We start from the raw sequence: 11,289 nt of genomic DNA on the forward strand, positions 1-11,289 counted from the left end.
CAGCCCCTACGCCGTCAGGTCCCGGCGGCGCAGCGCCGCGAGGCCGGCCGCCGTCAGGGCCGCCGCCAGGGCGGTGAGCGTCAGCAGCGGGGCCGGGTCCCAGCCGCCGGGTCCGGGCAGCTTCGGCAGGTGGGTGAAGGGCGAGAGGTCCATGACCGCCTGCGGGAGGCCGAGGGCCGGACCGAGCCAGCCGAGGGCCAGCGCGGCCCCGGCCACCGCCCACCCGGCGAGCGCGTACCGGGGGACCGCCCCGTAGAGCAGGGCGGTCAGCGCGCCGATCACCCACACGGCCGGCAGCTGCGCCAGGCAGGCGCCCACCGTCGCGCCCGTGTCGCCGCCGTGCCCGAGGCCCAGGCCGAGCCCCGCCAGCAGCAGGATCAGGGCCGACCCCCCGAAGGCGACGGCGAGGTGGCCGCCGGCCCAGCGCAGCCGGCCGACGGCGTTCGCGAGTACGGGCTCGGCTCGCTGCGAGGTCTCCTCGCCGTGCAGCCGCAGCACGCAGGAGACGGCGAAGAGCGCGGCGGCCATGCCCATCAGCCCGGCCATCGCCGCGAGGAAGGCGCCGGTCAGCCCGCTCTGCCCGCCCATCCGTTCGATGATCTGCCGGGTCCGCTCGTTGCCGCCGACCACCTCGGCGGCGCCGTCCGCCATCCCCCCGAAGACCACTCCGGCGGTCAGGAACCCCGCGCTCCAGCCGAGGACGGTGCCCCGCTGGAGCCGCCGGGCCAGCGCCCCCGCCGAACCGAGACGCCCCTCGGCGGGGCCCGGCCGGGCGGCCAGGAAGCCCGTGCCCAGGTCGCGGCGGCCCGCCAGCGCGTAGCCGGCTCCCGCCAGCGCCGCCGCCCCGGCCGCGAACAGCCCGAGCACCCACCAGCGTTCGCCCGCGAAGGCCCGTACGTTCGTCAGCCAGCCCAGCGGCGAGAGCCAGGCCAGGGCCGACCGCCCGCCCGGGGTCCCCGCGTCGCCCACCGCCCTCAGCACGAACGCGGCACCCAGTGCTGCCGCCGTCAGCCCCTTCGCGGCCCGGGCGCTCCCGGTCAGCTGGGCGGCGACGGCCGCCGCGCCCGCGAAGAGCAGCCCGGTCCCGGCGATGCCCAGCCCGAGCGCGAGGGCCCCGGCCGCGCCCTGCCCCGCGAGGCCGGCCGCGACGAGCAGGGCCACGGCCGCGTCGGCGGCGGCCGCGGCCAGCAGGGCCGCCGTCAGCGGGGCCCTGCGGCCCACCACCCCGGCGCCGAGCAGCTCCTGACGGCCCGTCTCCTCTTCCTCGCGGGTGTGCCGGACGACGATGACCAGGCTCATCGCGGCGGCGAGCACCGCCCCGTAGACCCCGGCCCGCCACGCCGCCAGGGCGCCGAGGGAGTCGCCGAACACCGGCCCGTACAGGGCCCGCATCGAGCCGTTGGCGTTCATCGAGGCGGCGACGGAGGCCCGTTCGGCGGCGGTGGCGTACACGCTGCCGAGCGCGCGGGGCATGCTCGCCACCAGCAGCCCGGTGACCAGCACCCAGACCGGGGCCGTCACCCGGTCCCGGCGCAGGGCCAGCCGCAGCAGGGCCCCGGTCCCGGCCAGCTGCCCGGTCATCGCCCGCCCACCTCCCCCGGCGTCGCCGGTGCGTAGTGGCGCAGGAACAGTTCCTCCAGGGTGGGCGGGGTCGAGGTCAGCGACCGCACGCCCGAGGCGGTGAGGGCCCGCAGGACGGCGTCCAGCTTGTCGGTGTCGGCCTGGAGGCTGACGCGCAGCCCGCGCACCTCCACGTCGTGGACGCCGGGCAGGTGCGCGATCCCGTTCGGCGGCCCGGCGAGCTCGGCGGTGATGGACGTACGGGTGAGGTGGCGCAGGTCGGCGAGGGTGCCGCTCTCCACGGTGCGGCCGGCGCGGACGATGCTGACCCGGTCGCAGAGGGCCTCGACCTCGCTGAGCAGGTGGGAGCTGAGCAGTACGGTGCGGCCGGCGGCGCGGGCCTCGGCGACGCAGCCCCGGAAGACCTCCTCCATCAGCGGGTCGAGGCCGGAGGTGGGCTCGTCGAGGACGAGGAGCTCCGCGTCGGAGGAGAAGGCGGCGACCAGGGCGACCTTCTGGCGGTTGCCCTTGGAGTAGGTGCGGCCCTTCTTGGTCGGGTCCAGCTCGAACCGTTCCAGCAGCCCGTCCCGCCGCGCCCGGTCGAGGCCGCCGCGCAGCCGGCCGTAGAGGTCGATGACCTCGCCGCCGGTGAGGTCGCGCCAGAGGGTGACGTCGCCGGGGACGTACGCGAGGCGGCGGTGGAGGGCGACGGCGTCGGCCCACGGGTCGCCGCCGAGCAGGGTGACGGTCCCGGCGTCGGCGCGCAGCAGGCCGAGCAGGATCCGCAGGGTGGTGGACTTGCCGGCGCCGTTGGGGCCGAGGAAGCCGTGGACCTCGCCGGCCGCGACGTCCAGGTCGAGCCCGTCCAGCGCGTGGGTGCGGCCGAACGACTTGTGGAGTCCGGCGACGCTGATGGCCTTCGTCATGACTCCGAACGTACGCCGCTTTCAGAAAGTTGTGAAGATAGCGAATCACGTAAAGTTCGGAGGGTGACGAGGGACGACGTACGGGACGAGGAAGCGGTCTCCCGCTTCGTGGAGCGGTTCGCCGCGCAGCTCACCGAGGCGGGCATGCAGCGCATGGCCGCCCGGGTCTTCTCCTGCCTGCTGGTGAGCGACGGCGGCGCGATGACCTCGGCGGAGCTGGGCGCGGCCCTGCGGATCAGCCCGGCGGCGGTGTCGGGAGCCGTCGCCTACCTGGCGCAGCTCAACATGGTCAGCCGGGAGCGCGAGCCGGGCTCCCGGCGGGACCGCTACGTGCTCCACAACGAGCTCTGGTACGAGACCTTCACCCGCCGGGACCAGGCCCTCACCCGCTTCGAGCAGACCCTGCGCGAGGGCGCGGCCGGCCTCGGCACGGACACCCCGGCGGGCGCGCGCGTGGCGGAGACGGCGGCGTTCTTCGAGTTCCTCCAGCACGAGATGCACGGCCTGATGGACCGCTGGCGCACCCACCGGGCAACCCTCGACCTGCCGTAGCCGCCCGTCAGCCCCGCGGCAAGGTCAGGGACCACGCCCCCGCGCGGCGGGTCCATGTGCGGCGGCGGACCGGGGCGCCCGGCGGGGCGTGGTCGGCGCGGTAGCGGAACGCCGAGCCGGGGCCCGTGACGGACACCGTCACCGCCTCCCCGTACCCCGTCACCGGCACCCCGCCCGGCACCCGGACCACCACCCGCGCCGGCCCGCCGTCGGCCCGCGTCCGCACCGCCACGTCCTCCACCGGGCGGTCCTCGTCCACCAGCACCACCCCGTCCACCTCCACTCGCAGCCGCTGCACCGCCCCGCCCCCGCCCGCCGCCGGAGCGGGCAGCAGCGTCCGCAGCAGGGACCGGTACCCGCCGGCCCGCCGCACCGCGGGTGCCGCCGGTGCGCCGGTGCGCAGCCCGCCCAGCACCACCCCGCCGCAGTCGTCCACCAGCAGGTCCCGCGGCCGCGTCACCCCGTCCAGGGCCGCCCGCGCCGCGAACACCGCCGACAGCGGCACGCCCAGCGAGCGCGCCAGCGCCAGTGACCCCGCCGGTCCCACCGGCACCAGCGAGACCGCGTCGTCCCCCGGCCCCGGCTCCCGGTGCAGCAGCCCCACGGCCCGCACCAGCGCCCCGTCGTCACCCACCACCACCGGCCGCCGATGACCCCGGCGGGCGAGCGCCCGCGCAAATTCCTCCTGCGAATCCGGGAGGCAGATTTTCGCCGCGGCCCCCGCTGACAACACATCCTTCGCGATTCGCACGGACTCGCCGTCAAGACGGCGGGCGACCGGGTCGACGAGCACGAGCAGACCGCCTACCGGCGCGCCCGCATGGCTCATGGTGGGCTCTGGAGCCGACACCTCGGTCCTTCCTCGGGTAGCATCTTTGTGCAAGAGGCCCTTGCGCTATTGCGCCAGGGCCTTCGTCTATTCCGGGGCACCGGTCCGACGGCTCAGCCTGCGGTGTACATCGTCGTACGCCCCCTGACCTTGGACATGCCCCATCCGGAAGAGGTGTACGCCTGTGCCCGCTCTTGTGCTGCTCGGAGCTCAGTGGGGTGACGAGGGCAAGGGAAAGGCCACCGACCTGCTCGGTGGATCCGTTGATTATGTGGTGCGCTACCAGGGTGGCAACAACGCCGGCCACACGGTCGTCGTAGGCGACCAGAAGTACGCGCTGCACCTCCTCCCCTCCGGCATCCTCTCCCCCGGATGCACGCCGGTCATCGGCAACGGTGTCGTCGTCGACCCGGCCGTCCTGCTCTCCGAGCTGCGCGGCCTGAACGAGCGCGGCATCGACACCTCCAAGCTGCTCATCAGCGGCAACGCGCACCTCATCACGCCGTACAACGTCACCCTCGACAAGGTCGGCGAGCGCTTCCTCGGCAAGCGCAAGATCGGTACGACCGGCCGCGGCATCGGCCCGACCTACGCGGACAAGATCAACCGCGTCGGCATCCGCGTCCAGGACCTGTACGACGAGTCGATCCTCAGCCAGAAGGTCGAGGCGGCGCTGGAGAACAAGAACCAGCTGCTGGCCAAGCTGTACAACCGCCGCGCCATCGAGGTCGACGCGATCGTGGAGGAGATGCTCCAGTACGCGGAGCAGATCAAGCCCTACGTCGCCGACACCACCCTGATCCTCAACAACGCGCTGGACGAGGACAAGGTCGTGCTCTTCGAGGGCGGCCAGGGCACCCTGCTCGACGTCGACCACGGCACGTACCCCTTCGTCACCTCCTCGAACCCGACCGCGGGCGGCGCCTGCACCGGCACCGGCGTGGGCCCGACGAAGATCAGCCGCGTCATCGGCATCCTCAAGGCCTACACCACGCGCGTCGGCGCCGGTCCGTTCCCGACCGAGCTGTTCGACGAGGACGGCGAGGCGCTGCGCCGCATCGGCGGCGAGCGCGGCGTGACCACCGGCCGCGACCGCCGCTGCGGCTGGTTCGACGCCCCGATCGCCCGCTACGCGACCCGTGTGAACGGCCTGACGGACTTCTTCCTCACCAAGCTCGACGTGCTCACAGGCTGGGAGGAGATCCCGGTCTGCGTCGCGTACGAGATCGACGGCAAGCGCGTCGAGGAGCTGCCGTACTCGCAGACCGACTTCCACCACGCGAAGCCGATCTACGAAACGCTGCCGGGCTGGTCCGAGGACATCACCAAGGCCAAGACCTTCGCCGACCTGCCGAAGAACGCGCAGAACTACGTGAAGGCCCTGGAGGAGATGTCGGGCGCCCCGATCTCCGCGATCGGCGTCGGCCCGGGCCGCACCGAGACGATCGAGATCAACTCGTTCCTGTAGTCCTCGACCGAGCGGGACATGACGGAGGGGCGGGGCACGCAGCGCGTGTCCCGCCCCTCCGGCGTTCCGTCGTTCCGTCGTTCCGTCCTTCAGAACACCTCGGCGATCAGCCGGTTCTGCGCCTCCACGAAGAGCGCGCCCGCCTTCGCCATGTCGAGCTCGGCGTCCCCGGTGGTGAAGGAGGCGGTGAAGGTCGTGGCACCGTCGGCGGAGCTGAACATCAGGGCCGCCCAGCCCCACATGCCGCCGTTGTGGGTGTAGATGGTGGCGCCGTCCTGCGTCTGCTGCACGAACAGGCCGAGGCCGTAGCCGAACGCGGGGTGCGGCGTGCGCATCTCGTCCAGCAGCGCGGGCGGCAGGATCCGGCCGCCCATCAGGGCGGAGATGAACACGTGCAGGTCGCGGGTGGTCGAGATCATGTCACCGGCGGCGGAGATCCAGGAGGGGTTCGCGCGGGTGACGTCGAGCGTCCGCCACTGGTCCGCGTTCCGGTACGTGTAGTACGCGTGGACGTGCGGCTCGGGGATCTCCGGCGAGGCCTCCGGCACCACGGTGCCCGTCAGGCCGAGCGGGGCCAGGATCCGCCGCCGCATCTCCTCGCCGAAGGGGCGGCCGCTGACCTTCTCGACCAGCAGGCGGGCCAGCACGTAGTTGGTGTTGGAGTAGCTCCAGTCCGTTCCCGGCTCGAAGCGGGCCGGCTTGGACAGGGCCAGGCGGACGAGCTCCTCGGGCCGGTACGTGCGCAGGATGTCGTCCACCCACTCCTGGCCCTCCCAGGCGATGCCCGGGACGACGGTGCCGTCCTCGAAGTGCTCGCCGGTGAAGTTGAACAGCCCACTGGTGTGCTGGAGCAGCATCCGGAGGGTGATCCGCCGGTCCAGCTCGTACTCCGGGAGGTGGTCGGCGACCGGGTCGTCCAGTCCGAGCAGGCCGTCGGCCACGAGGAGGAGGACGAGGGTCGCGGTGAAGGTCTTGGTGTTGCTGCCGATCCGGAAGTGCCCGTCGACCGGCGGCCTGGCGCTCCCGCCCAGCTCCGCCACCCCGGCGCTGCCGACCCATTCGCCGCGCGGGTCGTTCACGCGCAGCTGCACCCCGGCCCAGCCGGAATCGACGATGTCCTGGACGGCCTTCTGCAGCTCGGGACGGTGGGCGTGGGCGTGGCGGTCGGAGGTCTCGGACATGGCGGTGCTCCTTCGGGTGGGGTGGGGGGTTGACGGGAGGCTTGCGCGGTTGACGGGTGGGGCTGTCGTCGTCAGATGCTGCGGGCGGTGATGTCGCCGTAGGAGGTGGTCGCGCGGATGTTCAGGGCGGCCGCGGCGCCCTCGGTGTTGTTCAGCGCGTTGTGGATCCGGCCGTAGCTCGTGCCGGCGTCGAGGGTGGCGGAGACCCCGCGGGCGGCGCCGACCGAGATGGTGCCGTACTGGGTGGTGAGGGCGACCGCGCCCCGGACGGCCTCGGCGATGGTGATGTCGCCCTTCTGGGTGCCGATCTCCGCCGGGCCGCCCAGCCGGCCGAGGACGACGTCACCGGCCTGGAGGGTCAGGCGGGCGGAGGCGGCCTCGTCCACCTTCACCTGGGCCTGCGCGCCGTCGAGGACGAGGTCGCCCAGGCGTCCGACGCCGCGGAACTCGGCGACGGCCACCGTCGCCGTGACGTGCGAGCCGGCGGGCAGCTGGACGGTCACGTCGACGAATCCGGAGCTGCCCATGATCCGGCTCTTGGCGGGTGCGGCCGCGATCCGCAGGACACCGTCGCGGAACTCGACGGTGGTCTCCTTGGCAGCCTTCACGTCCCGGCTCTTGGAGGCGTCGGCGGGGCGGACCTCGACCGTGGCGTCGGCCCGGTCGGCGGCGATGAGCTGGATGCGTCCGGCCGGGATGTCGAGGACGGTCGAGACGGCGGCGGTGGTGGCGAACTTCTGCATCGTGGTCTCCTGCGCTTGGCGTGGCGTTCGTTTCTGACAGGAGAAACGCTAAGTTGCGTTCGAAGGACTGGCAACGGATTCATTGCGTCGATGATTCATCTACGCAGGTCAGAGGCGTTAAATCGTTGCATCGGTTCTGAATCTAACGCAATGAAATCCGTGTTGACGTTGCAATGAACCGGCGGTGAACGCTATGCTGGGGGCCCACGGACCACCAAGGAGGCCGCAATGCCCGGGGGCAGACTCACCCAGCCCGAACGCCAGCAGATCTCGCTGGGGCTGGCCGACGGCCTCGCCTACGCCGAGATCGCCAGACGGCTCGACCGTCCGACCTCGACCATCACGCGCGAGGTCATGCGCAACGGCGGCCCCACCGGCTACCGCGCCGACCTGGCCCAGCGCGCCACCGAACACCGCGCCCACCGCCGCAAGCAGTCCTCGCCCCGGGGACCGGAGGCACCCCCGCTGGCCCACGGCCGCGACGCCGAGGCGGTGCGCGCGTACGAGGAGACGTTCACGACCGTCCTGATCGCGACGGGAACGCCGAAGATGATGGCCCGGGTGATGACCTGCCTCTACACCAGTGACTCCGGCAGCCTCACCGCGGCGGAACTCGTCCAGCGGCTCCAGGTCAGCCCGGCGTCCATCTCCAAGGCGATCGCGTTCCTCGAATCCCAGGGGCTCGTCCGCCGGGAACGCGACGAGCGCCGGCGCGAGCGGTACGTCGCCGACAACGACGTCTGGTACCAGTCGATGATCGCCAGTGCGAAGGGCACCGCCCAGCTCGCCGAGACCGCACGCCAGGGCGTCGGCGTCCTCGGCGCCGCCACCCCGGCCGGCGTCCGGCTGGAGAACATCGCACGGTTCGTCGACTTCGTCTCCGAGAGCATCACCCGCGCGGCGGAACAGGCCCGCGAGATCCTCCACACCAAGCCGGAGGCGGGGACGGAGGGGGAGGGCGAGGGGGCGGAGGAGGGTTAGGGGGGCGGCTGGGGCGGGGTCGGCTGAGGAAGATCTGCCGGGGCTGTCACATCGCCGCGCGCCGATCCGTCAGTGCTGTGAAGGCCGACGCGCAGGGCGGAGGCCGCACCCCAGGAGACAGCAGCCATGGCGAACGCGAACACCTCGATCTCCCGCATGCCGAACCCCGGCGAGTTCGTTCCGGAGCTGGCCGACATCAGCGCCGCCCTCTTCCGCGCCACGGGCAACCGGTCGGTGCCGCGCAGCACGATGAGCCTCGTCCACCTGCGGGCGGGGCAGATCGTCAACAACACGTACCTGACGATCCTGAACACCGGCTTCCTCCGGAAGGCCGGGGTGCCCGAGGAGCAGATCACCTCGGTCGCCTCGTGGCAGGACTCCCCGTACTTCGACGCCGCCGAACGCGCCGCCCTGGCCCTGGTGGAGGCCACCCTCCAGCCGTCCGCACCGGGCAAGGAGCGCGTCCCGGACGAGCTGTACGCGGAGGCCGCGAAGCACTACGACAACAAGGCGCTGGCCACCCTGACCATCGCGATCGGCCAGATCAACTTCTTCATCGCCCTGGCCGTCATCGGCAAGCCGCAGCCGGTGGAGTCGCTCGGGGCGCAGCAGTGGGACTGAGGGCAAGCCCCCAGCCCCTCTCCGAGACCGTCCGAGTGGGTCAGGTCAGGCCAGGTCGTCCCGTCCGAGCCAGTCAGGGCGCTCGGCGATGTCGGCCTCTCGTGGCGTAGCCGGTGGTCGTGGGGGGCTTGGAGGCTTGGGCGCGGTGGCGGTGGCGGTGCGGTCGAAGGCGTCCGCCCGTGCCCGGAGGGCGGCCAGGGCCTCTTCTCTGGTCCCGTCCACGTGTCCCAGGACGCTGACCGACCAGGCCGACCCGTGGTGTCTGGCGATGTTCTGCTCCATGAGGAGCGCCCAGGTCGGCACTACGCCTGCGCCGCCGCCCAGCCGGCGAAGTCGGCCCAGGCCGCGGGTGCCAGGGTGAGGGCGGGGCCGAGGTTCTTGGAGTCCCGGACGTGGACGGCGTGCGGGCACCCCGCCACCTCGACGCAGTTGCCGCCGCCGCTGTCGCTGTAGCTCGACTTGCGCCATCCGTAGGCCACTTCGACGCAGTCGCCGCCACCGCCGTCGCTGTAGCTCGACTTGAACCACCGCAGGGTGCTGCTGCTCATTTCAGTTCTCCTGCCAACTGCTTGATGAGCCCCAGGGATTCGTCAGGGCTGAGCGCCTGTGCGCGGATCTTCGCATACCGCTGGATCAGCCGAGAGACCTTGGCCCGGTTGCTGATCAGGATGCTCTCGTCCTCGATCTCCATGTAGACCACGTGTTCGTGGTCCTTCGTCTCGACGAGTTTCATCGGGCCACGGTCTCCGGCGTAAGTCCCCTTGAGGCCCCGGTCGAGGGGCAGGACCTGGACCGTCGACAGCCGCCCCACGGCCTCCTGGGTGAGGCCCTTCTCCAGCCGCAGGATCCGGGCGATGTCGGCCATCAGCTGGGTGGCCGGGCGCTCCTCCTCCTGGCCCTGTTCCCCGTCCTTGCTGCCTTCCGACTTCGGCATGGCGAACACCCCCGAACTCAAACGAACTCAAGCGGTCTCAAGCGCAGCCCAGCGCGATCCCATGACTCACGGGCCTTCAAGTCCAGGCTCTGGAAAACGGTAGACCTGACCCATCACCCTTTTCCTATGAACACCGAAAGTGACGCCTCCGCTACCCCCGACACCCCCGCCCTCACCTGGCTCCCGCCCGCCGGCATCGCGTTCCGCAAGGCCGGAGTGCAGTTTGACGCCCTACGCGTGGACGGTGACATGGGACGGGACCTCGCCGATCTGCTCGTCACGCTCACGGGCGGTGACCCCGGGCCCATCGTCGTGCAGGCCAACGGGCGCCGGCCCGTCTACTTCCTGATCCCGGTCGGCAGCGCCCAGTACCGCATGTGGCCCCCCGGCTTCCGCCGCCTCACGGCCGGGCCGCGGCGGACCACGTACATCCCCGTCCCGGCCCTCGACGGAGCCTGGCCGCTGACCTGGCGGTGCCCGCCCAAGGCCGGGGACCGGTTCGTGCACGCCCTCCTGCTGCACCGCGCCGCCGGGCTCTACCAGGCCAGCTGCGAGATCTCCTCCGCCACCACCGCGCAGGCGTCCGCCGCCGGGTCGATCAGCGGGAAGTGACCGACCCCCTCGACCATCGTCAGGCCGACCATCTCGCCCGCCTTCGCCGCCGCGGCCACGTACGACTCCGCCACTGCCGGCGGGACCACGATGTCCTCGCGGCCCTGGACGACCGCCGTGGCGATGCCCGTCGGCAGGAGGGAGGCCGGGTCCGCCGAGGGGCGGCGGGAGTCCCAGTGGGCCGGGCCGCCCAGGAGCTGGGACGAGGCCCCGCCGCAGACGCCGAGCTTCTCCGCGACCTCGAAGTCCGCGATGGGGGCCAGGGCCACGACCCCGCGCAGCTCCGGCGGGGCGGGCAGCCGCCACGGGGAGCCGGCCGGCAGGACGTGCCGGGCGGCCGCCCACAGGGCGAGCTGGCCGCCCGCCGAGTGGCCCGTGACCACCGTGCGGCGGGGGTCGGCGGAGGGCAGGGCCGGGGCGAGGAGGCCGGGCAGGGCGTCCATGGCGGCGGCGACGTCGTCGAAGGTCTCCGGCCAGCGGCCCGCCACCGGGCCCTCGGAGCCCTGGTGGGGCAGGGAACTGCCGCGGCGGTACTCGACGTTGGCGACGGCGAAACCCCGCCGGGCCAGGAAGTCGGCGAACGGGGTGATGTGCTGACGGTCGTACGGGGCGCGCCACGCGCCGCCGTGCAGGACGACGACCAGCGGGGCCGGGCCGGAGGTCTCCCCGCGCGGGGCGTAGAAGTCGACGACCTGGTCGGGGTGTTCCCCGTACGCGGCGCTCGCGTCCGGTGCGACCGGGGGGTGTGCGAAGGCCGAGGCGGCCTCGGCGGCGTCCCGTTCGGCTGCGGGGTCCGTCATCGGCTCGACCTCTCGGTAACGCGTGTGACAGCGGGGACAGATGTTCCGGTGTTTCCGGCAGAGCGGGACCGTATCAGGCTGC

Annotated in this window: 13 protein-coding genes and 1 pseudogene; 5 read left to right on the forward strand and 9 right to left on the reverse strand. The window is 72.7% G+C overall.

Translation table 11 applies throughout. From position 1 onward, the window contains the following. Positions 1–6: 6 nt before the first annotated feature. On the reverse strand, positions 7–1,581 hold the full coding sequence (locus tag AB0F18_RS05515; RefSeq protein WP_362055260.1) for an ABC transporter permease: 1,575 nt from the start codon (positions 1,579–1,581) through the stop codon (positions 7–9). Continuing rightward, complete coding sequence (locus tag AB0F18_RS05520; protein WP_362055262.1) at positions 1,578–2,486, reverse strand: ABC transporter ATP-binding protein; 909 nt, start codon at positions 2,484–2,486, stop codon at positions 1,578–1,580. The genes AB0F18_RS05515 and AB0F18_RS05520 overlap by 4 nt, the downstream gene beginning before the upstream one ends. A 63-nt stretch (positions 2,487–2,549) precedes the next feature. Here AB0F18_RS05520 and AB0F18_RS05525 point away from each other — a divergent pair, with 63 nt between their 5' ends. Next, positions 2,550–3,038, forward strand: coding sequence for a MarR family transcriptional regulator (locus AB0F18_RS05525; RefSeq protein ID WP_362055264.1), 489 nt, complete (start codon positions 2,550–2,552; stop codon positions 3,036–3,038). A gap of 7 nt (positions 3,039–3,045) precedes the next feature. On the opposite strand, the gene AB0F18_RS05530 is transcribed toward AB0F18_RS05525, so the two are convergent. Next, a complete protein-coding gene (locus AB0F18_RS05530; RefSeq protein ID WP_362055339.1) occupies positions 3,046–3,867 on the reverse strand; it encodes a diacylglycerol kinase in 822 nt (273 codons plus the stop codon). Between the two features lie 184 nt (positions 3,868–4,051). On the opposite strand from AB0F18_RS05530, the gene AB0F18_RS05535 reads away from it, so the two are divergent. Continuing rightward, a complete protein-coding gene (locus AB0F18_RS05535; protein WP_045945791.1) occupies positions 4,052–5,335 on the forward strand; it encodes an adenylosuccinate synthase in 1,284 nt (427 codons plus the stop codon). Between the two features lie 89 nt (positions 5,336–5,424). Here AB0F18_RS05535 and AB0F18_RS05540 read toward each other — a convergent pair whose 3' ends face one another. Both AB0F18_RS05540 and AB0F18_RS05545 read right to left on the reverse strand, forming a co-directional pair. Beyond that, on the reverse strand, positions 5,425–6,516 hold the full coding sequence (locus tag AB0F18_RS05540; protein WP_362055266.1) for a serine hydrolase domain-containing protein: 1,092 nt from the start codon (positions 6,514–6,516) through the stop codon (positions 5,425–5,427). 71 nt (positions 6,517–6,587) lie between these two features. Beyond that, positions 6,588–7,259 carry a DUF4097 family beta strand repeat-containing protein gene (locus AB0F18_RS05545; protein ID WP_362055268.1) on the reverse strand — a complete coding sequence of 224 codons (672 nt, stop codon included), beginning with the start codon at positions 7,257–7,259 and terminating at the stop codon, positions 6,588–6,590. A gap of 228 nt (positions 7,260–7,487) precedes the next feature. Here AB0F18_RS05545 and AB0F18_RS05550 point away from each other — a divergent pair, with 228 nt between their 5' ends. Together AB0F18_RS05550 and AB0F18_RS05555 are read left to right on the forward strand one after the other, a co-directional pair. Then, entirely contained in the window at positions 7,488–8,240 is a 753-nt protein-coding gene (locus tag AB0F18_RS05550) for a helix-turn-helix domain-containing protein (protein WP_362055270.1), read from the forward strand. 126 nt (positions 8,241–8,366) lie between these two features. After that, positions 8,367–8,861, forward strand: a complete 495-nt coding sequence (locus tag AB0F18_RS05555; protein WP_362055272.1) for a carboxymuconolactone decarboxylase family protein — start codon at positions 8,367–8,369, stop codon at positions 8,859–8,861. 45 nt (positions 8,862–8,906) lie between these two features. Here the strand turns inward: AB0F18_RS05555 and AB0F18_RS05560 are convergent, their stop codons facing one another. The 3 genes and pseudogenes from AB0F18_RS05560 to AB0F18_RS05570 form a co-directional block, all read right to left on the reverse strand. Continuing rightward, on the reverse strand, positions 8,907–9,143 hold the full coding sequence (locus AB0F18_RS05560) for a hypothetical protein (protein WP_362055274.1): 237 nt from the start codon (positions 9,141–9,143) through the stop codon (positions 8,907–8,909). 20 nt (positions 9,144–9,163) lie between these two features. Beyond that, positions 9,164–9,409: a DUF397 domain-containing protein gene (locus tag AB0F18_RS05565; RefSeq protein WP_362055276.1), complete on the reverse strand. Its 246-nt coding sequence runs from the start codon at positions 9,407–9,409 to the stop codon at positions 9,164–9,166. Next, positions 9,406–9,657, reverse strand: a pseudogene (locus AB0F18_RS05570) (Scr1 family TA system antitoxin-like transcriptional regulator); the annotation flags it as partial. The gene AB0F18_RS05565 and the pseudogene AB0F18_RS05570, both read right to left, overlap by 4 nt. Before the next feature lie 264 nt (positions 9,658–9,921). Between AB0F18_RS05570 and AB0F18_RS05575 the strand changes: the two are divergent. Further along, positions 9,922–10,407: a hypothetical protein gene (locus AB0F18_RS05575; protein ID WP_362055278.1), complete on the forward strand. Its 486-nt coding sequence runs from the start codon at positions 9,922–9,924 to the stop codon at positions 10,405–10,407. Here the strand turns inward: AB0F18_RS05575 and AB0F18_RS05580 are convergent. After that, positions 10,332–11,207 carry an alpha/beta hydrolase gene (locus AB0F18_RS05580; RefSeq protein ID WP_362055280.1) on the reverse strand — a complete coding sequence of 292 codons (876 nt, stop codon included), beginning with the start codon at positions 11,205–11,207 and terminating at the stop codon, positions 10,332–10,334. The genes AB0F18_RS05575 and AB0F18_RS05580 overlap by 76 nt on opposite strands. Between the last annotated feature and the right edge of the window lie 82 nt (positions 11,208–11,289).

Source organism: Streptomyces sp. NPDC029216 (assembly GCF_040648015.1).
In the GTDB taxonomy this organism is placed as follows: domain Bacteria; phylum Actinomycetota; class Actinomycetes; order Streptomycetales; family Streptomycetaceae; genus Streptomyces.